Raw genomic sequence first — 26,330 nt, 5'->3', positions numbered from 1 at the left:
GCTACACCATCTCCACGCTGATCGTGCCCAGGCCGTCGACCCCGCCGACCATCCGGTCGCCGCGCACCACCGGACCCACGCCCTCGGGCGTGCCGGTATAGATCAGGTCGCCGGCTTCCAGGCGGAAGTACCTGGAGAGATAGGAGACGGTTTCGGCCACGGACCAGATCAGCTTGCCGATATCGCTTTTTTGCTTGTCGGTCCCGTTGACCTGCAGCCAGATGCCGGCCTTGTCGATGTCCTTGACGGAGCCGGCGGGATGCAGGGGGCCGATGGGCCCGCTCAAGTCGAAGGCCTTGCCAAGTTCCCAGGGGCGGCCGGCCTCGCGCATCTTCATCTGCAGGTCGCGGCGCGTCATGTCCAGGCCGACGGCGTAGCCCCACACGTGCTCCAGCGCCTGGTCGATGGGAATGTTCGCGCCGCCGCGGCCGATGGCCGCGACCAATTCGATCTCGTAGTGCAGATTGGCCGTCTCGGGCGGATAGGGCAGCGAGAGCGTGGTGCCCTCGGCCACGGGCACCACGGCGTCGGCGGGCTTGCAGAAGAAGAACGGCGGCTCGCGGTCGGGATCGAAGCCCATCTCCCTGGCGTGGGCGGCATAGTTGCGGCCAACGCAGTAGACGCGGCGCACGGGAAAGCTGTCCGCGGTGCCGGCCACGGGCACGGCGACGGAAGGGGCGGGATCAAAAACGAAGGACATGGGTCACCCTTTGAGCGCGCAAGGCGCGCGGAATGGAAACGGACAGGCTGCGGCCGGCGCCTAGCGCGCGGCCGCGGCCGGGGAGCTTCAGCCGACGCGGGCTTCGCGCCAGAGGCCTAGCGCGTCCTGGACCGGACGGTCGGAATAGCTGAACAGCGTGGCGTCTTCCAGCGCGGCCAGCTCCACCGGCATCCAGGAAGGCGCGACGAACACGTCACGCGGGCCGAAATGGAATTCCTGTTCGCCGATGCGCGCCGTGCCGCGGCCTTCGACCACGCTGTAGACCGTGGAGTCGGTGCTACGGTAGGTCCTGCCCTGGAACCCGGCGGGCAGGAACTGCATGAACGTCGCCATCGTCGGCATGGGATAGCCGCCGGTGGCGGGGTTCAGGTAGCGCAGTTTCACCCCGTCCCAGGGATCGAGCTCGCCGTGGCGGTAAAGCTGGTCCAGCGCTTCGCGGCTGCGTTCGTAGGGATAGTTGAAGATGGGCGAAGTGCCGCTGGCGGCCTGGTGACGCACAGGCATCATGTTGTGGCCGTAGCGCGCCATGCTGTCGCCTTCGGGGCGCGTGACCGGCTGGGTGGACGAGGGGTAGTTCTCGGCAAAGCCCGCGTCCAGGAAACGCAGCAGCGGGATGTCCAGGCCGTCCAGCCACACCACGGGCTCGCCGCCCTCGGCCGTTTCGGCATTGCCATGGTCGTGCCAGGTCCAGGACGGCGTGATGATGAAGTCGCCCGGATGCATGGTGGTGCGTTCGCCGTTCACGGCGGTGTAGGCGCCGCGGCCTTCCACGATGAAGCGCAGCGCCGATTGCGTATGGCGGTGGCTGGGCGCGATTTCGCCGGGCAGGATCAGTTGCAGGCCGGCGTACAGGCTTTGCGTGATGCTGGCCTGGCCGGGCAGGCCGGGGTTCTCCAGGATGAGCACGCGCCGCACCGCTTCCTCGGCGCTGATGAGCGAGCCGGAGGCCATGACGTCCTCGCGCACGTCGTCGTATTTCCAGATGGCGGGCACGCAGCGCGGCGCGGGCTCGCGCGGCACCAGGTTGTGCAGCGACTCCCAGAGGGGGGCCATGTGTTTCTTGGCGATGCGCGCGTAATAGGCGGCGCGATCGGCGGCGGGGTTGGGGCCGTCGGGCATGTTTGTCTCCGGAATGTCCGGCTGGCGCCGGCTTCTGCGGGGCGGCCGCTGCGCGGTGCGCGGCGGCTCATGTTGTGGAGACGATTATGCGAAAGGAGCTATGTGTTTTGAAATGAAATTATCTTATTATCCATATCAATAAGAATATACATACGAGACAAACGAGGGCTGTATGGACTGGACTCATCGATTGCGCCTGCGCAATCTGAAAATGCTGCTCAGTCTGGCCCAGACCCGCAACATCAGCCATTCGGCGGCGATGCTCAACACCACGCAGCCGGGCCTGTCCAAGTGGCTGAAGGATCTGGAAGACGACATCGGGCTGCCGCTGTTCGAACGCCACGCGCGCGGCCTGCGGCCGACGCCGCATGGCGAGGTGCTGATCGCCCATGCCCAGCGCGTCGAGGCCCAGTTGGACCGCGCCAGCGCCGATATGGCGGCGCTGCGCGAGGGCGGCGGCGGCAGGGTGGTGATCGGCGCGTCGGGCGCGTCGGCCTCGGACACGGTGCCGCTGGCGGTGATGAAACTGCTGGAGCGCATGCCCCAGGCGCGCGTGAAGCTGGTCGAGGGCACGACCGACCACCTGCTGGCGCAACTGGCCCAGGGCGACCTGGACATCGTGGTGGGCCGCTCGGCGCCCGAGCATCACGATCCCGCCATCCGCTTCGAGGCCCTGTACCTGGAACCCATCCACCTCGTGGCGCGGCCCCGGCATCCCCTGTTCTCGGTGGAGCAGCCGTCCTGGCAGGACCTGCTGTCCTACCGCTGGATCCTGTGGCCCAAGGGCACGCCCATCCGCAACGCGGTGGACGCGGCCCTGGCTGCGGCGGGGCAGGCGCCGCCGCCCGACCACGTGGAGTCCAACTCGGTGACCGTCAACCTCACGCTGATCAACAACAGCGACATGATCGGCGTCGCCTCGCATCGCGCCGCGCTGCGTTTTTCGCAGATGCGGGCGATGCGTGTGATCCCGGTGCGTTTGTCGGGCTTCGGATCGGTGGCCATGTACTGGCGCGAGGATCCATTCCGCCCGCTCGCCGTGCAGGAGGCCATGGCGGCCCTGCGCAATACCGTCGCGGAGCATGCGCCGGGCACGGCGAGGGCGTAATGGACACGCCGCGCGCGGGCCTGAACGCACTGATCGCGCAATGCCGCAAGCTGGAGGCGGCGCTGCCGGGGCAGGACGAGGCCCGCAGCTCGCCCGCGATGCACCGTTTCGTGGAAGCCATGGACGCGCGCCGCGCGCCGCCGGGCATGTGGTCGCCCCTGGTGTTGGCCGTGCTGGTCATGGCGGGGGGCCTGGGCGTGGGCATCGGCGTTCTGGACCTGTTGCTGCGAGACGCGGGGTCGGCGCTGGCGGCCTTTGCGCTGGTGCTGGTCTGCGCGGGCATGGCGCTGGCCCTGGCGATCGGCGTGGTTTCTTTCATGGGCGGCCACGCGTTCGGCCTGGTGGTGTTGAAACGCGTGGCCCTGGGGCTGGTCGCCGTCGGCATCCTGGGCGTTATCGCCTGGACCCAGGGCGACATGCGTGCGGTCGGGCCCGTGGTGGCCCTGATGGGCGGGCTGGGGGCCTGGCTGGTGCTGAACAGCAACGGCTTCTACGTCTTCGCCGGGTACCAGATGGCCAGGCGCTATATGGAGCGGAACCGGGGCGGCGGTCCGGGCGCCTGAGCCGGGCAGGGCGCCCGGGCCGCCCGGACCTTACTTCGTCGCCACTTTTTCCGGCGGCACGGGATTTTCCCAGCCGCCGCCGATCGCGCGGATCAGGCCCACGGCCGAACGCGCCTGTTCTCCGCTGAGCTGCACCGCCACGCGCTGTTGCAGCAGCACGCTGCGGTCGGCTTCGATCACATCCAGGTAGCTGATGGAGCCTTCGCGGTATTGCGTGTGCGACAGCTTGGCGGCGCGCGCGGCCGATTCGACGGCGGCGTCCTGCGCGCGGGTCTGGTCCGCCAGGATGCGCAGGTTGGCCAGATTGTCTTCCACTTCGCGGAAGGCGTTCAGCACGGTCTGGCGGTAAGTGGCGACGTCTTCCTCGTAGACGGCGCGGGCCCGGTCCAGGCCGGCCTGGCGGCGGCCGCCGTCGAAGATGGGCATGGAGAGCGCCGCGCCCACCAGCGGACCCAGCAGGAAGGTGCGGCTGGACCACTGGAACAGGTTGCCCAGCTCCGATGACTCGTAGCCGAAGGCGCCGGTGATGTCCAGGCGCGGGAAGAACGCGGACTTGGCCGCGCCGACGCGCGCGTTGGCGGCCGCCATCGCGCGTTCGGCGGCGGCGATGTCCGGGCGGCGCTCCAGCAGGGCGGACGGCAGCCCCGCCGGGATGGACAGCGCCACCTTCTGGATGGGCTGCGGCGGCATCGAGAATTCGGACGGCGCGCGGCCCAGCAGCACGGCCAGCGCATGCTCGGACGCGGCCCGGCGGCGGTCGATGCCCAGCGCTTCCGATTGCGCGCTGGCCAGTTCCGTCTTGGCGCGGGCCAGGTCCAGTTCGCTGATGTCGCCGGCGTCGTAGCGGCGCTGTATCAGTTGCAGCGTGTCCATGCGCAGCTTGACCGTCTGGCGGTAGAGCTGCGATTCGGCGTCCTGTTCGCGGACCAGGAAATAGGTCGTGGCGACGTCGGCCTGCAGGGCCAGCAGCACGGAACGGTACAGCGCCTCGCTCTGCTGGGCGTCGGCGCTGGCGGCATCGTAGGTCGAGGCCACGCGACCGAACAGGTCGGCTTCGTACGACACCATGCCCTGGGCGCGCCAGGTGGTCACGGGGCTGGTCGAAGTGCCGTCCGGCAGGCCTTGCGACACGGCCGAAGGGCGCTGGCGGTTGGGGCCGAAGGCGGCGTCCAGGGTGGGGAAGAAGCCGGAGCGCGCTTCGCGCTGCAGCGCGCGCGCCTGGGTCAGGCGCGCGGCGGCGGCCTGCAGGTTCTGGTTGGCCTGCAGCGCCTCGTCCTCGAGCTGGTTCAGGCCTTCGTCGTTGAATACCTTCCACCAGGCGCCGCGCAGCGCGTCTTCCGATGGTTCGGCGGGTTTCCAGGTGCCTGCTTCCGACGCGGGCAGGGCGGCTTCCTTGTAGGCCGCCGGCACCGCGGCCGACGGCCGTTCGTAGGTTGGGCCCACCGCGCAGCCGGCGAGCGCGAGCAGGACGGCAAGCAGGGCGGAACCGCGGGTCAGTCTTTGGATCATGATGGCTATTCTCTTTGTGGCGCGCCCCGCCGCCGGGGCGGGACGCGCTGGCTATGCTCTTGGCCTGCCGGCTCAGGCGTTGTGCTGCGGGGCGGGCGGCGCGTTCGTGTCCAGGTGCGGCACGCAGACGGGGGCTTCGTGCGGCGCCGCGGCATGCAGTTTCTTGCCTCCCAGCGAACGCAGCAGCACGTAGAACACCGGCGTCAGGAACAGGCCGAACAGCGTCACGCCCAGCATGCCGAAGAAGACGGCGACACCCATGGCGTGGCGCATTTCGGAACCCGCGCCCGAGGACAGCACCAGCGGCACCACGCCCATGATGAACGCGATGGACGTCATCAGGATCGGGCGCAGGCGCAGGCGGCTGGCCTCGATGGCGGCCTCCAGCGGCGTGCGGCCGTTCATCTCCAGTTCGCGGGCGAACTCCACGATCAGGATCGCGTTCTTCGCCGACAGCCCCACCAGCACCATCAGACCGATCTGGGTGAAGATGTTGTTGTCGTTGCCGGTCAGGTAGACGCCCGTCAGCGCGGCCAGGATGCTCATCGGCACGATCAGAATCACGGCCAGCGGCAGGGTCAGGCTTTCGTACAGCGCGGCCAGCACCAGGAACACCAGCAGCACGCTGATCGGGAACACCCACAGGCCGGCATTGCCCGCCAGGATCTGCTGGTAGGTCAGGTCCGTCCATTCCATCTTCATGCCGCGGGGCAGGGTCTCGGCGGCGATCCGCTCGGCCGCGGCCTGGGCCTGGTCGGACGAGTAGCCGGGCGCCGGGCCGCCGTTGATGTCGGCGGCGGTGTAGCCGTTGTAGCGCACCACCATTTCCGGCCCGAAGGTCTGCTTGACGGTCACCAGCGACGACAGCGGCACCATGTCGCCGGCGGCGTTGCGGGTCTTGAGCTGCAGGATGTCGTCGGCGTGCGCGCGGAACGGCGCATCGGCCTGCGCGCGAACCTGGAAGACGCGGCCGAAGCGGTTGAAGTCGTTCACGTACATCGATCCCAGGTAGATCTGCATCGTATCGAAGACTTCGGTCACCGGCACGCCCAGCTGCTTGGCTTTCACCCGGTCCAGGTCCACGTCCAGCTGCGGCACGTTGATTTCGTAGCTGGAGAAGGCCGGGCCGAGCTCGGGCGTCTGGCGCGCCTTGGCCAGGAAGGCCGCCTTGGCCTTGTCCAGTTCGGCATAGCCGGCGGCGCCGCGGTCCTCGATCTGGAACTTGAAACCGCCCAGCGTGCCCAGGCCCATGACCGGCGGGGGCGGGAACACGGCGATGAACGAGTCCTGGATGGCCGCGAACTTCTGGTTCAGCGAGGCCGCGATGGCGTCGCCCGACAGCGCGGCGTTCTTGCGCTCGTTGAAGGGCTTGAGCATCACGAACACGATGCCGGCGCTGGAGCTGTTGGTGAAGCCGTTGATGGACAGGCCCGGAAATGCGATCGCGCTTTGCACGCCCGGTTCCTTCAGGGCGATGTCGCTCATGCGGCGGATCACGGCGTCGGTGCGGTCCAGCGAGGAGCCGTTGGGCAACTGCGTGAAGCCGATCAGGTACTGCTTGTCCTGGGCCGGCACGAAACCGCCCGGCACCATGTACGAGATACCGACGGTGGCGGCCACCAGCACGGCGTACACGCCCATCGCGCCCGCCTTGCGGCGGATCACGCCCGACACGCCCGTGCCGTAGGATTCAGAGGCACGGCCGAACATGCGGTTGAACCAGTCGAAGAAGCGGCCGAACACGCGGTTCATGCCACGGGTCAGCCAGTCCGGCTTCTCGTGATGGCCCTTGAGCAGGATGGCGGACAGCGCGGGCGACAGGGTCAGCGAGTTGAAGGCCGAGATCACCGTCGAGATGGCGATGGTCATGGCGAACTGCTTGTAGAACTGGCCTGTCAGGCCGGTCATGAAGGCCAGCGGCACGAACACCGCGCACAGCGTCAGCGCGATGGCGATGATGGGGCCGCTGACTTCCCGCATGGCGCGGTAGGTCGCGTCGCGCGGACTCAGCCCGGCCGCGATGTTCCGCTCCACGTTTTCCACCACCACGATGGCGTCGTCCACCACGATGCCGATGGCCAGCACCATGCCGAACAGCGACAGCGCGTTGATGGAATAGCCGAAGATCAGCAGCAGCGCGAAAGTGCCGACGATGGAGACCGGCACGGCCAGCAGCGGAATGATGGAAGCGCGCCAGGTCTGCAGGAACAGGATCACCACCAGCACCACCAGCGCGATCGCTTCCAGCAGCGTGTGCACCACGGCCTCGATACTGGCGCTGACGAACTGCGTGGGGTCGTATTCGATGCGGTATTCCACGCCCGGCGGGAAGTCCTGGGCCAGCTCGGCCATGGCGGCGCGCACCTTGGTGGAGACGTCGAGCGCGTTGGCGCCCGGCGACTGCATGATGCCCATGCCGACGGCCTGCTTGTTGTCCAGCAGCGAGCGCAAGCCGTACTCCTGCGCATCGAGCTCGACGCGGGCCACGTCCGACAGGTGCGTCACGGCGCCGTCGGGCGAGGTCTTCAGGATGATGTCGCGGAACTCCTCTTCGGTTTGCAGGCGACCGCGCGCGTTCACGTTCAGCTGCAGGGGCACGTCACCCAGCGTGGGGGACGCGCCGATCACGCCGGCGGCCACTTGCACGTTCTGCTCGCGGATGGCGGCGACCACTTCGCCCGCCGTCATGCCGCGCTGGGCCACCTTCTGCGGATCCAGCCAGACGCGCATGGAGTAGTTGCCCGACCCCCAGACCGTCACTTCGCCCACGCCCGAAATACGGGCCAGGCGGTCCTTGACGTTCAGGATCGCGTAATTGCGCAGGTAGGTGATGTCGTAGCGGTCGTTGGGCGAGATCAGGTGCACCACCAGCGTCAGCGTGGGGGAGCTCTTCGCCGTGGTGACGCCCAGTCGCTGCACGTCCGGCGGCAGCCGCGGCAGCGCCTGCGACACGCGGTTCTGCACCAGTTGCTGCGCCTTGTCGGGATCCACGCCCAGCTTGAAGTTCACCGTCAGGGTAAGGTTGCCGTCGCTATTGGCCTGCGACTGCATGTACAGCATGTCCTCCACGCCGTTGATGGATTCCTCCAGCGGCGAGGCGACGGTCTCGGCGATGACCTTGGGGTTGGCGCCGGGGTATTGCGCGCGCACGACCACGGACGGCGGCACCACTTCCGGATATTCGGAGATGGGCAGCTGGAACATGGCCAGGATGCCGGCCAGCAGCACCAGCACGGAGAGCACGCCGGCGAAGATCGGCCGGTCGATGAAGAATTTCGAGATATTCATGGACGTTCTCGTTGCGCCTTGCAGGGGTCGGGCCGGCTCAGTTGCTGGCGGCCGAAGCGGTCGTGACGGGCTTGCGCTGGGCCGCGATCATGGGGACGACGGTGGGGGTCACGGCGTCGCCGGGGCGGATGCGCTGCAAGCCATTGACGACGATGCGTTCGCCCGGAGCGAGGCCCGAGTCGATCACGCGCAGGCCGTCCTGGTTGGCGCCCAGCTTGACCTGGCGGTAAGTGGCGTGGTTTTTGTCGTCGAGCACCAGCACGTAGCGCTTATCCTGGTCGGTGCCGATGGCCCGTTCGTCGATCAGCACGGCCTCGCGGGGATCGCTGCCGCCCAGGCGGATGCGCGCGTACAGGCCCGGCAGGAGCTGGCCGTCGGAATTGTCGAACTCGGCGCGCACGCGGATGGTGCCCGAGGTGGCATCCAGGCGGTTGTCCACCGAGTGCACGACGCCGCTGCGGGAATAGCCTTCCTCGTTCGCCAGGCCCAGTTCCACCGGCACGGCCGCCGTGCTGTGGCCGTTGCGGGCCGGATTCACGTAGCGCAGGAAGGTCTGCTCGTCCACGTCGAACGAGGCGTACATCTTGGACACCGAGACCAGGGTGGTCAGCGGCACCGAGGAGGCGCCAGCGGCCACGACGTTGCCCACCGTGACTTCGGCCCGCGATACGCGGCCGGCGACCGGCGCCTCGATGCGCGTGTAGCCGAGGTTGAGCTTGGCGTAGTCCAGCGCGGCCTGCGCGCCCTGCAGATTGGCGGCGGCCTCGCGGGCGGCGTTCTGCTTTTCCTCGAAGTCGCGGCGGGCGATGGCGTTGTCGGCCAGCAGCCGTTGGCCGCGCGCCAGTTCGCTGGCGGTATACGAAGCGCGGGCCTTGGCCGCGGTCAGGGCGGCGGCGGCCCGGTCCACCTCGGCCGCGTAGGGGCGGGGGTCGATGGTGAAGAGCACGTCGCCCTTCTTGACGATGCTGCCGTCCTGGAAATGCACGGCGGTCAGGGTGCCGGAGACCAGCGGCCGGATGTCGACGCGGTCGATCGCTTCCAGGCGGCCCGAATAGCGCTGCCAGTCCACGATGGTCTTGTTCAGGACCTCGGCCACCTCGACCGATGCCGCCGCGGGGGCGCTTTGCGCCTGGGCTGCGTTGGCGCCGGCGGGGGCGCGGAACAGGGCATAACCGCCGCCGGCCGCGATGACGGCTGCGAAAACGGCAAGCACAGCAATACGATGACGCGAAACCATGATGTTTCCTTGAGATGATGTCGGGACGGAAGCGCGCTTGCCCGGGAGCCTGGGGCGGGAGGCGGCGACGGCGCCCCGGGGATGCCAGTCCTGAGATTCCCGCTGGAATGCTGCGATGCAGCATATGGCGCGGTCGCCTAGTCCAGGCAAAGGCGCCTTGGCGGGGCGGGTCTTCGCGATGGCCGGAATCTGAGGATTGACATGCCCTTTGGGGGCGCCGGGCGGCAAGGGCACTTCAAGATGGTTTGAATTGTGAGTGTTTTACGGGGGCGGATAAACCCGTACATTTCGGCAACACTAGTCGGTGAAAACGACTAATCAGCGCCGAAATCGGGTTATGCTCCTTCCACCCCGACTTATTCGTCTCAAGGACACCGTCGCCATGGACCGTTTTCAGGCTATGCAGGTGTTTGTGCGCGTCGTGGACGCCAACAGCTTCACCCGGGCGGCCGACAGCCTCTCGCTTCCGCGCACCACCGTCACCACCATCATCCAGAATCTCGAACGCCTGCTGGGCGTGCGCCTGCTCAACCGCACCACGCGGCGCATCGGCCTCACGCCCGACGGCGCCGGCTACTACCAGCATTGCGTGCGCATCCTGGCCGACGTAGAGGAAACCGAGGCCTGCTTCCAGGAAGCGGCGCTGCGCCTGAAGGGCCGCTTGCGCATCGACGTGCCCACCAGCATCGGGCGGCTGATCCTGATCCCCGCATTGTGTGATTTCCACGACAAATACCCCGACGTGGAATTGGTGCTGGGCCTGGGCGACCGCCCGGTGGACATGGTGCAGGAGGCCGTGGACTGCGTGATCCGCGCGGGCGACCTGGAGGATTCCAGCCTGGTCGCGCGCCGCATCGGCACCCTGCAGACCGTGACCTGCGCCTCGCCCACCTATGTGGCGCGCCAGGGCATGCCGCAGACGATCGAGGCGCTGCGCGACCACCATGCCGTGCATTATTTCTCCAGCCGCACCGGCCGCAATTGCGCCTGGGATTTCAACGTGGACGGCAAGCACCAGGAAGTGGACATGAGGGGCGCGGTGGCCGTGAACGAGGCCGGCGCCTACCTGGATTGCGGGCTCAAGGGTTTCGGCCTGATCCAGGTGCCGCGCTACATGGCGTTGCCGCACCTGCAATCGGGCGAGCTGATCGAAGTGCTGCCGCAATGGAAGCCCAGCCCCACCGCGATTTCGGTGCTGTACCCGCAGAGCCGGCAACTGTCGCCCAAGGTGCGGGCCTTCACCGATTGGGTGGCTGAATTGTTCGCGGGCTGCCCGCTGCTCAGCGGCCGCGACGAGACCGATCCGGCGGCGGCGCATTGCGGCATCTACGCGCGCAGCCAGGGCACCCAGCCCGCCACGGTGGCGGCCACCATGCAGAGCCCCGCGCTGCTCGGCACGCCGCAACGCCGCCGCAGCGCCCGCGAAGAGGCGGCCGAATACGCTTTGTAAATGGGGGCAGGGCGGCCGGCGGATGTCGGCCGCCCCGGGAAACACGGGAAACTCCGTAGTAAATACAGCCCTTGTGTCCCTCGTATTGCGCGAAACGTCTGTATAGTCCGACAGTCAAAGCCTTACAACGCACTTACTGTCGATCCGCTCTATGCAGCCTGTACTACCCGCCTACCTGATCGCCCGTTGGCTTTTGTTGCTCGTGCTGTTGGCGGGGGTGTACTTCCTCAGCGGCTTCCTGGTTCCCGCCCTGGCGGCGCTGATCATCGGCCTGGCCAGCTGGCCCCTGTACCAACGCCTGGTCGCGCGCTGCGGCGGCCGCACCACGCTCGCCGCCTCCTTGGCGTTGCTGGTGGTCGTGGTCGTGCTGATCGTGCCAATGTCGCTGGCGCTGTCCTACGCCATCAAGGAGGCCAGCGCCTTCTTCGCCTGGGCCATCGCCGCCAACCGCCACGGCGTGGACGTGCCCGGCTGGATCACCTCGATGCCCGTCGTCGGCGAGCGCCTGGGCCAGTACTGGGAGTCCTATATCGGGGAACCCCACGCGCTGGGCGCGCTGGTCGAGGCCGTCAGCGGCGAACACCTGGGCAATATCTACCGCATGGTCCTGGCCGCCACGGGCAACGTGTTCCAGCTGCTGCTGACCGTGCTGTTCATGCTGATCACGCTGTTCTTCGTCTACAAGGACGGCACCCGCATGGTGGCCCAGCTGGACGTGCTGGGCGAACGCATCCTGCCCGCGCGCTGGTTGCGCTTCTCCCGCGTGGTGCCCGCCACCATCAACTCCACCGTCACCGGCATGGGCCTGATCGCGTTGGGCGAAGGCGTGGTCCTGGGCATCGCCTACTGGGTGGCGGGCGTGCCGTCGCCGGTGTTGCTGGGCGTGGTGACCGGCTTCATGGCGCTGGTTCCGGGCGGCGCGCCGCTGTCGTTCACCCTGGTGTCGCTGTACCTGGTAGGCTCGGGCCACCTGGTGGCGGGCATCGCCCTGATGGTCTGGGGCAGCGTCGAACTCTTCATCGTCGACAAGACCCTGCGTCCCAGGCTGGTGGGCGGCCCCGTCAAGCTGCCGTTCCTGCCGACCTTCTTCGGCCTGGTCGGGGGCGTGAAGACCATGGGTATCGTGGGCCTGTTCGTGGGGCCGGTGCTGATGGCCCTGCTGGTGGCCGTGTGGCGGGAGTGGGTGCACCATGAAGTCCAGGAACGCGACGCCGCCCGGGTGAATCCTCCCCAGGCCTGACGCCGGGCCTGCCGGCGGTTTTGGTAATCTAGCCATCCCGCGTATGCCGGCGCCTGGCCGGTGCGCGCCTGCGCCGCATGCAGACGCTTTGCAGCTTACGCCGCGGGGTGTGAGGATCGAGATGTCCGGGTTACCGCTTGATGATCAGATAGCCGTGCTGCGCGAGCAGGGGTTCGTGGTGCTGCGCCAATTCGCCAGCCCGGAACAGGTGGCGGCGCTGCGCGCCGCGGCCGAGCGCGATTTGCGCGGCCACGTGGCGCCCATTGAATACGAAGCCGATCTGCGCTACCCCGGCGCGCCCGAATCCCGCGCCGCCGAGGGCGGGCTGACCGTCAGGCGCCTTCTGAATGCCTATGCCCGCGGCCCGCTGTTCGCGCAATGGGCCACCGACCCGCGCATCGGCCAGTGGCTGGCGCGCTATTTCGGCGAGACCCCGGTGCTGTCCACGGTGCACCACAATTGCGTGATGACCAAGCATCCCGCATACGGCAGCCTGACGGGCTGGCACCAGGACATCCGCTACTGGTCGTTTTCCGACACGGACCTGGTGTCTTGCTGGCTGGCGCTGGGGCCGGAAACCCGCGCCAACGGCGGGCTCTCGTTCATCCCGGGCTCTCACGCCGCGGCCTACGCGCCCGAGCAGTTCGACGAACAGAAATTCTTCCGCGAGGACGAGCCCCGGAACGCCGAATGGATCGCCCGCGCGGTCTGTCCCGAGCTGCAGGCGGGGGACGTGGTCTTCTTCCATTGCCGCACGCTGCACGCGGCCCAGGGCAACCGCAGCGACCGCGTAAAGCTCTCGGTCGTCCATACCTATCACCCGCAATCCTGCCACCCCCTGCCCGGCACGCGGTCCGCGTCGCAGCCGGGGGTGCCGCTGGAGGCCGCCGCCGTCTAAGCAAAAACGATTGGAATCTGCTATTAATAATTGAATTACAATTAATATTAGCGCACTGCGCCTGGTTGGCCCACCCGGAACCCGCCATGCGCTATTTCCCGCGCCGCATCCCTAGAACTCGAATAGGCTGTTTCCTGTGCGCAATCCACCCCAAGCCGACACGGAAAAAACGCAAGCGACGACCGAGACCCGGTCTTCGCTCTTCGTGGGCTCCACCGAAAAGGCCTTCCAGGTCCTGCATGCGTTCGACGGCCCCAAGCGCCACATGACCCTGGCCGATATCGCCCGCGCCTCGGGCCTGGACCGCAGCGCCACGCAGCGCCTGGTCTACACGCTGGAAACGCTGGGCTATCTGCGCCGCATTCCCGACACCCGCAATTACGGGCTGACGCCGAAGGTGCTGCAATTCTCGTACAACTACGTGCGCGCCAACGAACTCATCGACAAGGCGTCGCCGTATCTGCTGGACATCAGCCGCACGCTCGGCGAAACCACCAATCTGCAGGAACTGGACGGCCACGAGATCGTCTTCGTGGCGCGCTTTCCCGGCCATCACCTGGTCAACGTGGACATCGCCGTGGGCAGCCGGCTGCCGGCCTATTTCACGGCCTCGGGCACGGCGATCCTGTCGCGCCTGTCCGACGAACAGCGCCGAGAGATCCTGGCGCAGACGCGCCTGGAAGCGATCACGCCCTACACCGAAATAAACCCGGAGAAGCTGCTGGAGCGCGTGCGGCGCGTGGCGGAGAAGGGCTACGCGATTATCGTGAACGAAACGGTGCTGGGGGATATTTCGGTGGCGGCGCCGGTGATCGATCACCGGGGGCTGGCGGTCGCGGCGATCAATATCGCGGTGCCGACGACGCGCTGGACGGTGGCCAGAGTGGAGGCGGAATTGGCGCCGCATGTGCAGGTGGCGGCGACTTCGATTTCCAAGTCGAAGTTTTCGGGGTATTCGCGGTAAGGGTTATGTCGGTTGTTGGGCTTACCCCGGCGCAAGGCGCTGGGTAAGGCCCCCAGGGCCGGCCGAGGGGCGGGCGTCCCAGGAACCCGCCCATGGCCCCAAGACGCGATCGCTGCCGCCCTTAAGCCAGCCCTTCAAACTCCCGAAGCAAAGGAAGCAACTCCGTCCGCAAAGCGGCCTGCAGCCCGTCGGCGGGCGCCACCAGCGGATCCAGCACCTCCGGCGCATCCACGCCGATCAAATCCATCACGGACTTCATCGGCCCCGGATTCGTCTCGGCGAAAGCCAGGTTCATCAGCGGGATCAGGCGGCGGTGCAGTTCCATGGACTCGCGCGTGCGTCCTTCGGAAGCCAGCTCGTAGACCTTGCGCCATGCCGTGGGCAGCAGGCTGGCGGTTACGACGATGCCGCCACGGGCGCCCGCGGCCAGGTGCACGGGCAGCAGCGTGTCTTCGCCGCTGAACACCGCGAAGGATTCGTCCACGCCCGCCACCGTGCGCAGGAAGTGGTACATGTCCGTGTTGCAGGCCTTCATGCCGATGATGTTCTCGTGGCGCGAGAGTTCGTGCAGAACTTCCGGCGCGATCGCGATGCGCGTGCGGTACGGGATTTCGTAGATCATCACGGGCAGCGGCGAGGCGTCGGCGTAGCGCAGGAAATACTCGCGGATGCCGGCCTGCGTGGGCGTCGTGTAGTAGGGCGTCAGCACCATCAGCGCATCGGCGCCCGCGTCGGCGAACTCCTGGCCGGCCTGCAGGGCGTCGTGGAATCCGGGGTCCAGCACGCCGGGGATCACCGGCACGCCGCCCTGCACGGCGTCCACCGTCAGCTTGCACATGCGGATGCGCTCGGCGCGCGCCAGCGCTCCGTATTCGCCGGTGCCGCCCAGCGGCACGATGCCGTCGATGCCCTGCTTGAGCAGGTAGGCGATCAGGGCCTGCGCGGCCGGGACGTTGATGGTGTCGTCGGCGTTGACGGGGGTCGGGATGGCGGGGAAGACACCGCGCAGTCGGGTAGCGTTCAGCATGAAACTTATCCTAAAAGGTGAAACAGGCGCGGATCAGCCGGCCAGGCTACGGCGGCGCAGCCTGTCGGCCAGCCAGATCAGCGCGGCAATGAAAATGAAAAGGCAGGTGGAGACGGCGGCGATCACCGGGGAAATCTGCAAGGTCACCTCGTCCCAGAACTGCTTGGGCAGCGTGGCGTTCAGGCCGCCCGAGGCGAACAGCGCGATGGTGAGTTCGTCGAAGGAAGTGGCGAACGCGAACAGGAACGAGGACATCAGCCCCGCGCCCAGGATCGGGAACGTCACGAAGCGCAGCGTGGCCCAAGGGCCCGCGCCCAGGCTTTGCGCCGCCAGGTCCAGCCGCGTGTCGTAATTGCGCAGCACCGCCATCATGGTGATCACCACGTAGGGCACCGCCACCACCGTGTGCGCCAGGATCAGGCCGATGGTCGACCCCACCAGGCCGACCCGGGCGAAGAAATAGAACATGCCCACGGCGATGATCATGCGCGGCACCACGATGGGCGAGAGCACGAAGGCCAGCATGGCCGACTTGCCCCGCATGTCGGCGCGCACCAGCAGGAACGCCGCCGGCGTGCCGATCAGCATCGCCAGCAGGCCGGTGCCCACGCCGACGACGAGCGAGCGCGTGATCGCCTGCATCCACACCGGCGAGGTGAACATCTGCTCGTACCATTGCAGCGAGAAGCCCTTGGGCGGCCAGGTCAGGCCCGAGCCGGCGTCGAACGACAGCGGGATCATCAGGAAGGCGGGCGCCGATAGGAAAGCCAGCACCAGCAACACGATCCACCACAGCGTGCGCGACTGCCCGGTGCCCGACACCGAACGCCGCAGGCGCTTGGGCAGCAGGGCGAACAGGCGGTCCGAGATGCCGGCCAGCAGCGTCAGCACCGCGTCGCCGGCCCGGCGGGTCAGGCTTTCCTTGCCCGAGGCGCGCACCCGGGTGGAGGCGGCGCCCGTCATCGTGGACAGCCCCAGCACCTTGTCGTAGATGGCGAAGACCGCCAGCACCACCACCAGCAGCAGCACCGACACTGCGCCGGCGAATTCCCAGTTCATGGTCTGCTGGACCTGGTCGATGATGATCTGGGTGATCATCGTCTCCTTGCGTCCGCCCAGCAGCGCGGGCGTGATGAAGAAGCCGATGGCGGTCACGAACACCATGATGGCGGCGGCGGCCACGCCGGGCATCGACAGGGGGAAGTAGATCTTCCAGAACGCCGTGCCGGGCCGCGCGCCCAGGGTGGAGGCCGCCCGCGGCAGGTTGCGGTCGATGTTCTCCATGACCGACAGCATCGTCAGCACGGCCAGCGGCATCAGCGCATGCACCATGCCCACCAGCACGCTGCCGAAGTGGTAGAGCAGGTTGGCCGGCGCGTCCAGGATGCCCAGCGCCTGCAGCAGCTGGTTGACCACGCCGTTGCGGCCCAGCAGCACCACCCACGCGAAGGTGCGCACCAGGAAGCTCGTCCAGAACGACAGCAGCACCCAGAACAGCAGCGAGGTCTTGCGCCGGGCCGAGAGACTGGAGATCAGGTAGGCCACGGGATAGCCCGCGACCACCGAGAAGAACGTCGTCCACAGCGAGATCTTCAGCGTGATCAGCAGCACGTTCACGTACACGCTCGACTCGAACAGCCGGTGGTACTGCGTCAGCGAGAAGCCCTGGTCGCCGAACACGCTCAACAGCAGCAGCTGGCCCACCGGGTAGATGAGCAGCACCAGCAGCAGCACGACCAGGGGCGCCGCCATCAGGAAGTGGCGCCGCCCCTGGCTCATGCGCTTGCGGGGAGTGGCAAGGGTCGTCATGCGCTTACTCCGGGATGGCGACGGCGTCGGCCGCCTGCCAGCCGACCGACAGGGGCTGGCCGATGGCGTAGTGTTCGGCCTGGCGCCGCGTGGGGTAGGCCACCACGATGGGTTCGGCGTCGGCGACGCCGGGATCCAGGTAGAGCTTGGTCAGGCTGCCGGTCACCATGACGTCCAGCAGCTTGCCCGTCAGCTGGCCGCCGCCGGCGCCGGCCGCGCTAATGCGCAGGTTCTGAGGGCGCAGCATCAGCGTGACCTTCTGGCCGGCCCGCATGGGCGCGCCGTTGGACAAGGCCAGGCCGGTCGCGCCCTGGCGCTCCAGCTTGACCGACAGGGTCTCTCCATCGACCGAATCGACCACGCCCCGAAGCAGGTTCGATTCGCCCAGGAAGTCGGCCACGAACAGGGTGCGCGGGCGGAAATACAGGTCCGCCGGCGTGCCCAGCTGTTCGATCGCGCCGCCGTTCATCAGGCAGATACGGTCGGACATGGTCATGGCCTCTTCCTGGTCGTGCGTCACGTAGACGATGGTGGTGCCCAGCTCGCGGTGGATGCGCTTGATCTCCAGCTGCATCTGGTCGCGCAGCTTCTTGTCCAGGGCGCCCAGCGGTTCGTCCATCAGGATGATGGCGGGGCGGTACACCATGCAGCGGGCCAGCGCGATGCGCTGCTGCTGGCCGCCGGAGAGTTCGCGCGGCAGCCGGGCCGCCACGTGGGGCAGGCGCACCATTTCCAGCGCCTCCATCGCGCGGCGGCGCGCTTCGGTCGCCGGCACCTTGCGCATCTTCAACGGAAACGCGATGTTCTCCTCGATGCTCATGTGAGGGAACAGCGCGTAGTTCTGGAACACCATGCCGATGTCGCGTTCATACGGGGCGCCATAGGTCACGTCGGCGCCGTCGATCAGCACGCGGCCCTCGTCGGGCTGGGCCAGCCCCGCGATCAGGCTCAGCAGGGTGGTCTTGCCCGAGCCGGAAGGCCCCAGCAGGGTCAGGAATTCGCCGCGGGCGACGTCCAGGTGCGTGGGCGCCAGGGCGACGAAGTCTCCGTAGCGTTTGCCCAGGCCCGAGATTTGCAGATTGGAGGAAGACATGGTGTTCAACTAGATAAGGATTACTTCAGGACCCAGCCGTTGAAGCGCTCGAGCACGTCGCGCTGCTTTTCCAGCCAGTAGGCGGCGTTGATGTGCAGGCCCGTCTTGATGTTGTCGGGATGGGTCGGGCAATTGCGGGCCACGTCGGCCTTGATGTGGTCGAAGGCGGCGGGCTGGGTGACGCCGGCGGCGAAGTACTCGACCAGCGCGGCCTGGCGCTTGGGGTCGGACGCGAACTTGATGAATTCGCGGCAGGCGTCCGCGTTCGGCGTGCCCTTGAGGATGGACCAGTTATCGCAGCCCCAGATGTTCTGGTCCCACACGATCTGCACGGGCGCGCCGTTGGCGATCGCGGACTGCGCGCGCGAGACCCAGGTCGCGATCATGTCGACCTCGCCGGAGCCCAGCATCTGCTCGACCTGGGCGCCGGTGTTCCACCACACATCGACCGACGGCTTGATCTTGTCCAGGCTGGCCAGCGCCCGGTCGATGTCGCAGGGATAGACCTTGTCGGTCGGCACGCCGTCGGCCATCAGCGCTTCCTCGATGGTGTCGAACGGATGCTTGCGCAGGCCGCGGCGGCCGGGGATGTTCTTCACGTCCCAGAAGTCCGCCCACGAGGCCGGCGCGCGCCGGCCCTTGAAGGCGTCCGTGCGGTAGGCCAGCACCGTGGAGTAGACGTTGTTGCCGACGCCATAGGGCGACATGTACTGCTTGGGTATGGTGGCCACGACGGGATCGGACTCCAGCCCGTGCTTTTCCAGGTACACCTTGCCGCCTTCGGTCAGCATCAGGATGGCGGGCTGGCTGATCTTGGCCATGTCCCAGGTGTAGTTGCCGGTGTCCACCATGCTGCGGATCTGCGCGGTGGGCTCGGCGTTGGCCTGCACACCCACCACCTGGATGCCGGTGGCTTCCGAGAACGGCTTGTAGAACACGGCGCCATAGGCCTTGCTGTAGATGCCGCCGTCGTCGCGCACGACGATGCGCTTGGAGGCCGCGCGCGACGGCGTCCAGATCATGGGCATGGCCAGGGCGGCGGCGCCGGCGGCCACGGTTTTGAGCGCGTTGCGGCGCGAGGCGTTATGGGAGGTCGGTTTCATTGAGGACTCCTGCGGATCGAGAACGACGGCTCAAGGCAACAAGCGGCCGGGGTTGAAAAGATGGGCGGGATCGAAAGCCTGTTTCACGGCGCGCATCATCGCCAGTTCGACGGGCGACTTGTAGTGCTCCATTTCGGCGAGGGAGCTGCGGCCCACGCCGTGTTCGGCGCTGAAGGTGCCGCCCAGGGCGGCGGCCACGTCGTTGACCGCGCGGCGGATCGCGGCGGCCATGGCGTCGCGATCGGGCAGCGCGTTCCAGGCATCGAAGGTGAAGAAAGGAATGAAATGCACGTTGCCGTCGCCCAGGTGGGCCACGATCAGCACGGGCTGGCCGGGCACCAGTCCGCGCACGGCCTGCGTGGCCTCGTCGATGAAGCGCGGCACAGCGGACACGGGCACCGCCGTGTCGGTGGTGAGGCCGACGCCGGCCTTCTTGTTCCCTTCCGACACGCTGTGCCGGACTTCCCAGAGCGCGGCGCGCTGGGCGCCATTGCTGGCGACGACGGCGTCGTGCAGCAGCCCTTTTGCGGCGGCCTGTTCCAGGATCTGCTGCAGCAGATCCTGGAGCTCGGCGTCGCCGCCCGTGTCGGACAGTTCCACCAGCACGTGCCAGGGGTGCGCGCCAGCCAGCGGATTCTTGCGGCCCGGCACGTGCGCCATCACCACGTCCAGCTGGTTGCGGTCGATCATTTCGAAGGCCGACAGGCGCGAACCGCAGGCGCGTTGGAACAGGCCCAGGATGTCCAGGGCGGCTTGCGGACTGTCGGGAGCCAGCCAGGCCACCGCGTGCGCGGTGGGCAGCGGATGCAGCTTGAGCACGGCGGCCGTGACGATGCCCATCGTGCCTTCGGCCCCGATGAACAGATGCTTGAGGTCGTAGCCCGTGTTGTTCTTGCGCAGCGCGGTCAGGCCGTTCCAGATGGAGCCGTCGGGCAGCACCGCCTCCAGGCCCAGCACGTTGTCGCGCGTGTTGCCATAACGCAGCACGCCGGTGCCGCCGGCGTTGGTGGCGATGGTGCCGCCGATCTGGCACGAGCCTTCCGCGCCCAGGCTGATCGGGTACAGCCGGCCTTCGGCGGCGGCCGCTTCCTGCACCGCGGCCAGGACGCAGCCGGCCTCGACCTCCATGGAATTGTTGGCCGCGTCCACGCGGCGGATACGGCGCATGCGCGACAGGTTCACGATGACCGGCGGCTGGCCGGCGTCGGCCGGCACCGCGCCGCCGCACAGGCTGGTGTTGCCGCCCTGGGGCAGCACGGGCGCGCCATGCGCATGGCAGAGGCGCACGACTTCCGACACCTGCCGCGTATCGCCGGGCAGCGCGACGCATAGCGCGGGTCCCTTGTATCGGCCGCGCCAATCTTCGGTGTACCCGGCCGTGTCGGCCTCGGAATGGAGGATGGCGTCCGCGCCCAGGGCCTGGGTCAGCGCGTCTAGCAAGGTGTTGCCGTTGGTCATGTCTGTAATCCCGGATGGAGCCTCGGGATGGACGGAGCCCCGAGCTCATTCGGGCACAGCATACGATTACTTAAATTGCTTTTCGATTTAAATAATCTCCATACGATTGAATTTAGGGTATGTCCTTAGGCGCTTCAGCCATGTGCGGCGAGGGACTGTCTAGGGCGGGCCCGCCATTGCAAGCGATTCGGCGGGCTTCCGTATTGCGATTTTTAAAATGATCGAAATACAATCATATCGTTCTGTATGCAATTTAATATAAAACACCCGACCGCCATTTGGGAACAAGGAAGAGACATGCTGCCCAACGTAATGGATTACCGGCTGCGAGCGCAGAAGCGCCTGCCCCGGCTGGCGTTCGATTACCTCGAGGGCGGCGCCGAGGACGGCATCGCAATGGCCCGCAACGCTTCGGCCTATTCCGACCTCGAGTTCCGTCCCGATGTGCTGGTGGATGTGTCGGAGTGCCGGCTGGAGGCGCCCGTGCTGGGCGCCACGGCCGCGATGCCCGCCGTCGTGGGGCCTACCGGCCTGAACGGCCTGTTCTGGCCCGAGGCCGACATCCACCTGGCGCGCGCGGCGCACAAGGCCGGCCTGCCGTTCGTGTTGTCGACGGCGTCCACGTCCCTGCTGGAGGACGTGCGGGCGGCTACCTCCGGCGAACTCTGGTTGCAGCTCTATGTGCAGCGCGACCGCCGCATTGCCGAACACCTGATGGACCGCGCCTGGCAGAGCGGCTACACCGTGCTGTTCCTGACCGTGGACGTGCCGGTGCACGGCAACCGCGATCACGACAAGCGCAACGGCTTCAAGCTGCCCTTGCGGGCCTCGCGCCGGCTGCTGCTGGATCTGGCCGCGCATCCCGGCTGGTGCTGGCGCATGCTGCGCCATGGCGGGCCGCAATTGAAAAACCTGGCGGTCAGCTCGAACGCGCGCGAGAACATCACCGAACAGGCCTCGGCCCTCAGCCGCCAGATGGATCTGGCCCTGACGTGGGACGACGTCGCGTGGTTGCGGCGGGCCTGGCGCGGGCGCATCGTCATCAAGGGCATCCAGGGCCTGGCCGACGCGCGGCGCGCGCAGTCGCACGGCGTGGACGGCATCGTCCTGTCCAACCACGGCGGCCGCCAGCTGGAGAGCGCGCCTTGCCCCTTGGAAGTCCTGCCGGAAGTGGCGGCGGAACTGGGGCGCTCGCTGGAGATCCTGGTGGACGGCGGGGTGCGCCGCGGCAGCGACATCGCCAAGGCGGCGGCGCTGGGCGCGCGCGCCGTGCTGCTGGGCCGCGCGCCCTTGTACGGGCTGGCGGGGCGGGGTCCGGCTGGCGTGGACGAAGTGCTGGCCATCCTGCGCACCGAACTCGAAAACACCCTCAGGCTGCTGGGCCGCGGCAGCATCGCCGCGCTGGACGCCGCGGCGGTGCGCCGCCGTTGAGCCTCATTGCAACTTTCATCGGAACGACATGCGCGAAAAAATCGTTTTCATCGGCGGAGGCAATATGGCCAGCGCCATCATCGACGGCCTGCTTGGCCAGGGCCGGCCATTGGCCGATTTCCTGGTGGTGGAGCCCTACTCCCCCGCGCGCGAGGCGCTGGCCGCGCGCGGCCTGGCCTGCCGCGAGGCCGCTGGCGCCGAGCTGGCGGACGCCGCGCTGTGCGTGCTGGCCACCAAGCCGCAGGTCCTGCGCGAGGCTTGCGGCCAGGTCCGGCCGTATCTGCCTTCCGGCGCCACGGTGGTGAGTATCGCGGCCGGCGTGGAACTGGCCTCGTTGTCCGATTGGCTTGGCGGCCATGCGCGCATCGTGCGCGCCATGCCCAATACGCCGGCCAAGGTGGGGCTGGGCATGACCGGCCTGTATGCCACGCAGGCCTGCGGCCCGGCGGAGCGCGGGCAGGCCGACGCGCTGTTCGCCGCCGTGGGCGAGCGCATCTGGACCGCCAGCGAAGCCATGATCGACGCCGTCACCGCGGTGACGGGCAGCGGGCCCGGCTATGTGTTCCATTTCATGGCGGCGCTGGCGAAGGGCGCCGAGCAACTGGGCTTCACGCCCGCCGAGGCGCGCCGGCTGGCGGTGTCCGCCTTCCGCGGCGCGGCCGCGCTGGCCGCCAGCGAGGACGTGCCGCTGGCCGAGCTGCAGGACAGGGTCACGTCCCGGGGCGGCACCACCCATGCCGCGCTGTCGCACCTGCAGACGGAGGGCGTGGGCGACGCGATCACCCAAGCCGTGCACGAGGCGCGGCGGCGGGCGCGGGAACTGTCGGCGGGCTGACGCCCGCTCACCGGCTCCGGCTGCCGCGGGCGTGGCGGCCCAGCCACCACAGCAGCGCCGCGGCCGCCAGGATCGCCGCCACGTTGAACCGCAGGGCGCTGGCAAACGCCTGGGCATGGCATTCGGCGATGCCCGCGCCGCCGCAGGCGCGCAGCGCGCCGCCAAACAGCATGCCCACGGCGGATACGCCCAGCGCCGCGCCGATCTGCTGCAGCGTCGAAACGATGCCCGCGGCCATCCCGGCCTGGCGATCGTCCACGAAACCCAGCGCCAGGTTCACCAGCGGCGTGTTGACCGCGCCCTGCGCCGCGCCCAGCCACACCAGCAGCGGCAGCAGCGACCAGGGATCGAGGCTGGCGCCCGCGGCGCCCACGCGCATCATGAGCGCCGCCGTCGCTCCGCCGTACAGCAGGGCGGAAAGCGCGATGGCGGACGCGCCGAAGCGCGCGACCAGCCGCGGCGCCGCCATGGAGCCCGCCACGAAACCCGCGCTGGCCGGCGCGAAGATCAGACCGGCCGTCAGGGCGTCCAGCCCGAACCCAGTCTGCACCAGCAGCGCGTAGCAGAGGAATAGCGCGCTGGTGGTCGAGAACACCAGCATGACCAGCAGGCAGCCCGCCGCGAACCGCGGTTGCGCCAGCAATCCCAGGTCGACGAGCGGCGCGCCGCCCCGGGCGCGCATGCGGCGCTGCCTCCGCGCGAACAGCGCCAGCACGGCCACGGACGCCGCGCCGCAAGCCGCGGTCCACGCGGGCCAATGCCGCTGCGGGCCTTCGATCAGGGCCAGCAGCAACAAGGCCAGCCCCGCGCCCACCAGCGCGGCGCCGGGCCAGTCCATGGCCGCGCCGGAAGGCTCGCGGGATTCGGGAATGTGGCGCGCCAGGCGCCAGGCCAGCAGGCCCAACGGCACGTTGATGAGAAAGATGCTGCGCCACGCCAGGCCGAACAGGTCGGCATGCACGATCCAGCCGCCCAGCACCTGCCCGGCGATCGCGGCCAGCCCCAGCGTCATGCCCAGCAATCCGAAGGCGCGCCGCCGCGCGTGCCCATCGTAGCTGACGCGGATCAGCGCATACACCTGCGGAAACAGCATGGCCGCCGCCATGCCCTGGAGGATGCGCGCCGCGATCAGCGTGTCGGCCGTGGGGGCCAGGCCGCACAAGGCCGAGGCGAAGGCGAAGCCCGCCATGCCCAGCATGAAGACGCGCCGTCTTCCGTGGCGGTCTCCCAGGCGGCTGCCTGCGATCAGCAGCACGCCGTAGGCCAGTTCGTAGGCGGCGATGATGAATCCGACCTGCGCGAAGCTGGCGGACAGCGTGGTCTGCATGCTGGGAATGGCGACGTTGACCACGAACAGGTCGAAGATCGTGATGAAGCCGCCCGACAGCAGGACGGCCAGGCCCAGACGGCCCATGGCCGCGGATGCGGCCGTTGGAACGGCTGGGCGGGAAAGCGTGGTGGAAGTCATGGAAAGCGCCATCGAGTGAAGATGGACGCTATTCTGGTGAGGCTTTTAGCCTTATACAATTTAGCTGTTTATGCTATTACTGCCTGCAATACGACCATGACTGAAACCGCGGCGTCCCGGCGCCTGGCGCGTACCCGCTCCGATCTGTCCGAATTTCTGCGCCTGCGTCGAGCGCGGCTCGGCCCCGCCGAACTCGGCCTGCCCGCAGGCGGGCGCCGGCGCACGCCGGGCCTGCGCCGCGAGGAGGTGGCCGCGCTGGCCGGCGTGGGGCTGGCCTGGTACACCTGGTTCGAGCAAGGCCGCAACATCAGCGTGTCGGCCGGCTTTCTCGAAAACCTCGCCCGCGTGCTGAAGCTGGATGCCGCCGAACGCCGCCACCTGTACCTGCTGGCGCACCAGCGCCCGCCGTCCGAACCGGGCCGCACCTGGTGCACGGTGCCGGCACAGGTGCGCCGCCTGATGGACGATCTGCCCGCGCGCCCGGCCTATATCCTGAACCTGCGCTGGGACGTGGTGGCGTGGAACGCCGCGGCGGACCGCGTGTTCGGCTTCTCGGCGCAGCCGGCGGGCCGCCGCAATCTGCTGTGGATGCTGTTCGCGGCCCCCGCGATGCGGCAATTGTTCGTGGACTGGTCCGCGCAGGCGCCCGCGATGCTGTCCACCTTCCGGCGCGATTTCGCCAGCGCCGCCGGCGAGCCCGACGTCGCGGAACTCGTGGACGAACTGGAGCGGGTGTCGCCGGATTTCAAGGCATGGTGGCGCGAACACGACGTGCATGGCGCGTGCATGGGCCTGCGCAGCCTCAGGATCGAGCCGCTGGGCGAACTGGCGTTCGAACATGCGACGCTTTCCGTCGACGAGAGCCGGCACCTGCGCCTGGTGGTCTATGCCCCCGCGCCCGGCGAGCCGCGGGCGGGCGAGTTCGCGCGCTGGCTGCAAGAGGCTCCGGGCCCGGATGCGCCGGGCATGCGTGGCTCCAGAGAATAGGCGGCGCGTGGGTCTACGCGCTGTCCGCGGACGGCTCCTATAGTCGGTTTTTCCTTCCGACCTTTCCGCGGATTCCGCCGATCATCGCGATCATGTCCGACGCCGTGCTTTCCCGCCGCAAGGCGCTGTCGCTCCTGGGCGTGGTGGTGCTGGCCTGGGGATTCACCTGGGTCGTCAACAAGCTGTTGCTGCAACACATGACGCCCATCTGGGCCGCCGCCGCGCGCAGCATCGCAGGCACCGCCGCGCTGCTGGCGCTTGGGCTGGGCTTGCGCCGCGTGTCCTGGCCGGTGAAGGCCGATATTCCCGTCATTCTCAGCGTCGGGCTGCTGCACATGGGCGCCTTCGCGGCCCTGGTCAGCCTGGGCCTGCAATACGTGTCCGCGGGCAGATCCGTCGTGCTGGCGTATACCACGCCGCTATGGGTGATTCCCGCAGCCTGGCTGTTCCTGGGCGAACCCATCGGCCGGGCCAGGCGGGCCGGATTGGCGCTGGGCATGCTGGGGCTGATCGTCATATTCAATCCGCTCGCCTTCGACTGGCACAGCCGCGAGGCCCTGGCCGGCAACGGCCTGATCCTGCTGGCGGCCCTGTGCTGGGCGGCCAATATCGTCTACGTGCGCGCCCATCGCTGGGTCACGCCGCCCTTCGAACTCGCGTTCTGGCAGGCTTTGCTGGCGTCGGCGGCGCTATCGGCGGCGGCGTACGCGGCAGAGGGCGCGCCCGTCGTGGCGTGGAGCGCGGACCTGGCATGGCTGCTGGGATACGGCGGCATCTTCGGCATCGCCGTGGCGTACTGGGCGGCCGTGACCGTGAACCGCGCCTTGCCCGCTGGCGTTACGTCCATCGGCCTGCTCGGCGTGCCGGTGTTCGGCCTGCTGTGCTCAGCGGCGATCCTGCACGAACCGGTCGGCGCCTCGCTGCTGGCGGGCATGGCGCTGATCGTGGGCGGCATCGCGGCGGGGGTGAGCGAACGCCGGGCTTGACGGGCAGGCCGCCGCGCGTATATCGTAAGATATATA

21 protein-coding genes are annotated in these 26,330 nt (G+C 68.2%); 10 read left to right on the top strand and 11 right to left on the bottom strand.

What is annotated here, in order from left to right:
* Position 1 precedes the first annotated feature (1 nt).
* Both ACN6PJ_RS19020 and gtdA read right to left on the bottom strand, forming a co-directional pair.
* Positions 2-700: a fumarylacetoacetate hydrolase family protein gene (locus tag ACN6PJ_RS19020; protein WP_427997394.1), complete on the bottom strand. Its 699-nt coding sequence runs from the start codon at positions 698-700 to the stop codon at positions 2-4.
* 87 nt (positions 701-787) lie between these two features.
* Positions 788-1,840, bottom strand: a complete 1,053-nt coding sequence (gtdA, locus tag ACN6PJ_RS19015) for a gentisate 1,2-dioxygenase (protein WP_427997393.1) — start codon at positions 1,838-1,840, stop codon at positions 788-790.
* 172 nt (positions 1,841-2,012) lie between these two features.
* Between gtdA and ACN6PJ_RS19010 the strand changes: the two genes are divergently transcribed.
* Positions 2,013-2,948 carry a LysR family transcriptional regulator gene (locus tag ACN6PJ_RS19010; protein ID WP_427997392.1) on the top strand — a complete coding sequence of 312 codons (936 nt, stop codon included), beginning with the start codon at positions 2,013-2,015 and terminating at the stop codon, positions 2,946-2,948.
* Positions 2,948-3,511 carry a hypothetical protein gene (locus tag ACN6PJ_RS19005; RefSeq protein ID WP_427997391.1) on the top strand — a complete coding sequence of 188 codons (564 nt, stop codon included), beginning with the start codon at positions 2,948-2,950 and terminating at the stop codon, positions 3,509-3,511. Before ACN6PJ_RS19010 ends, ACN6PJ_RS19005 begins: the two co-directional genes overlap by 1 nt.
* A 30-nt stretch (positions 3,512-3,541) precedes the next feature.
* Here the strand turns inward: ACN6PJ_RS19005 and ACN6PJ_RS19000 are convergent, their stop codons facing one another.
* The 3 genes from ACN6PJ_RS19000 to ACN6PJ_RS18990 form a co-directional block, all read right to left on the bottom strand.
* A complete protein-coding gene (locus tag ACN6PJ_RS19000) occupies positions 3,542-5,020 on the bottom strand; it encodes an efflux transporter outer membrane subunit (RefSeq protein WP_427997390.1) in 1,479 nt (492 codons plus the stop codon).
* Between the two features lie 72 nt (positions 5,021-5,092).
* Positions 5,093-8,308: an efflux RND transporter permease subunit gene (locus tag ACN6PJ_RS18995; RefSeq protein WP_427997389.1), complete on the bottom strand. Its 3,216-nt coding sequence runs from the start codon at positions 8,306-8,308 to the stop codon at positions 5,093-5,095.
* 37 nt (positions 8,309-8,345) lie between these two features.
* Positions 8,346-9,545 carry an efflux RND transporter periplasmic adaptor subunit gene (locus ACN6PJ_RS18990; RefSeq protein ID WP_427997388.1) on the bottom strand — a complete coding sequence of 400 codons (1,200 nt, stop codon included), beginning with the start codon at positions 9,543-9,545 and terminating at the stop codon, positions 8,346-8,348.
* A gap of 382 nt (positions 9,546-9,927) precedes the next feature.
* Here ACN6PJ_RS18990 and ACN6PJ_RS18985 point away from each other — a divergent pair, with 382 nt between their 5' ends.
* The 4 genes from ACN6PJ_RS18985 (at position 9,928) to ACN6PJ_RS18970 (ending at position 14,097) form a co-directional block, all read left to right on the top strand.
* The gene (locus tag ACN6PJ_RS18985; RefSeq protein ID WP_427997387.1) at positions 9,928-10,995 is read left to right on the top strand and encodes a LysR family transcriptional regulator; all 1,068 of its coding nucleotides are present in this window, start codon (positions 9,928-9,930) and stop codon (positions 10,993-10,995) included.
* A gap of 151 nt (positions 10,996-11,146) precedes the next feature.
* Positions 11,147-12,235, top strand: coding sequence for an AI-2E family transporter (locus tag ACN6PJ_RS18980; RefSeq protein ID WP_427997386.1), 1,089 nt, complete (start codon positions 11,147-11,149; stop codon positions 12,233-12,235).
* A 121-nt stretch (positions 12,236-12,356) separates the two neighbouring features.
* Positions 12,357-13,133 (top strand): phytanoyl-CoA dioxygenase family protein, encoded by a 777-nt coding sequence (locus tag ACN6PJ_RS18975; protein ID WP_427997385.1) that lies wholly within the window; start codon positions 12,357-12,359, stop codon positions 13,131-13,133.
* A gap of 136 nt (positions 13,134-13,269) precedes the next feature.
* On the top strand, positions 13,270-14,097 hold the full coding sequence (locus tag ACN6PJ_RS18970) for an IclR family transcriptional regulator (RefSeq protein WP_427997384.1): 828 nt from the start codon (positions 13,270-13,272) through the stop codon (positions 14,095-14,097).
* A gap of 121 nt (positions 14,098-14,218) precedes the next feature.
* Here the strand turns inward: ACN6PJ_RS18970 and dapA are convergent, their stop codons facing one another.
* The 5 genes from dapA to ACN6PJ_RS18945 are packed head-to-tail and all read right to left on the bottom strand — an operon-like array spanning position 14,219 to position 20,587.
* Entirely contained in the window at positions 14,219-15,124 is a 906-nt protein-coding gene (dapA, locus tag ACN6PJ_RS18965) for a 4-hydroxy-tetrahydrodipicolinate synthase (RefSeq protein WP_427997383.1), read from the bottom strand.
* Positions 15,125-15,157: 33 nt separating this feature from the next.
* Positions 15,158-16,933, bottom strand: a complete 1,776-nt coding sequence (locus ACN6PJ_RS18960; RefSeq protein ID WP_427997382.1) for an ABC transporter permease subunit — start codon at positions 16,931-16,933, stop codon at positions 15,158-15,160.
* A 4-nt stretch (positions 16,934-16,937) separates the two neighbouring features.
* Positions 16,938-18,026: an ABC transporter ATP-binding protein gene (locus ACN6PJ_RS18955; protein WP_427997381.1), complete on the bottom strand. Its 1,089-nt coding sequence runs from the start codon at positions 18,024-18,026 to the stop codon at positions 16,938-16,940.
* A gap of 20 nt (positions 18,027-18,046) precedes the next feature.
* Positions 18,047-19,129, bottom strand: coding sequence for an ABC transporter substrate-binding protein (locus ACN6PJ_RS18950; RefSeq protein ID WP_427997380.1), 1,083 nt, complete (start codon positions 19,127-19,129; stop codon positions 18,047-18,049).
* A 30-nt stretch (positions 19,130-19,159) separates the two neighbouring features.
* Positions 19,160-20,587 (bottom strand): FAD-binding oxidoreductase, encoded by a 1,428-nt coding sequence (locus tag ACN6PJ_RS18945; RefSeq protein WP_427997379.1) that lies wholly within the window; start codon positions 20,585-20,587, stop codon positions 19,160-19,162.
* A 297-nt stretch (positions 20,588-20,884) separates the two neighbouring features.
* Here ACN6PJ_RS18945 and ACN6PJ_RS18940 point away from each other — a divergent pair, with 297 nt between their 5' ends.
* Together ACN6PJ_RS18940 and proC are read left to right on the top strand one after the other, a co-directional pair.
* Positions 20,885-22,018 (top strand): alpha-hydroxy acid oxidase, encoded by a 1,134-nt coding sequence (locus tag ACN6PJ_RS18940; RefSeq protein WP_427997378.1) that lies wholly within the window; start codon positions 20,885-20,887, stop codon positions 22,016-22,018.
* A gap of 28 nt (positions 22,019-22,046) precedes the next feature.
* Complete coding sequence (gene proC, locus ACN6PJ_RS18935) at positions 22,047-22,853, top strand: pyrroline-5-carboxylate reductase (RefSeq protein ID WP_427997377.1); 807 nt, start codon at positions 22,047-22,049, stop codon at positions 22,851-22,853.
* Positions 22,854-22,860: 7 nt separating this feature from the next.
* On the opposite strand, the gene ACN6PJ_RS18930 is transcribed toward proC, so the two are convergent.
* The gene (locus ACN6PJ_RS18930; protein ID WP_427997376.1) at positions 22,861-24,321 is read right to left on the bottom strand and encodes an MFS transporter; all 1,461 of its coding nucleotides are present in this window, start codon (positions 24,319-24,321) and stop codon (positions 22,861-22,863) included.
* Positions 24,322-24,417: 96 nt separating this feature from the next.
* Between ACN6PJ_RS18930 and ACN6PJ_RS18925 the strand changes: the two genes are divergently transcribed.
* Both ACN6PJ_RS18925 and ACN6PJ_RS18920 read left to right on the top strand, forming a co-directional pair.
* Positions 24,418-25,308 (top strand): helix-turn-helix transcriptional regulator, encoded by an 891-nt coding sequence (locus ACN6PJ_RS18925; RefSeq protein ID WP_427997375.1) that lies wholly within the window; start codon positions 24,418-24,420, stop codon positions 25,306-25,308.
* Between the two features lie 92 nt (positions 25,309-25,400).
* The gene (locus ACN6PJ_RS18920) at positions 25,401-26,294 is read left to right on the top strand and encodes a DMT family transporter (protein WP_427997374.1); all 894 of its coding nucleotides are present in this window, start codon (positions 25,401-25,403) and stop codon (positions 26,292-26,294) included.
* The last annotated feature ends 36 nt before the right edge of the window (positions 26,295-26,330 follow it).

It is taken from the genome of Achromobacter sp., assembly GCF_050285585.1.
Taxonomy (GTDB): Bacteria; Pseudomonadota; Gammaproteobacteria; order Burkholderiales; family Burkholderiaceae_B; genus Achromobacter.
This window is presented reverse-complemented; position numbering and strand designations above follow the sequence as displayed.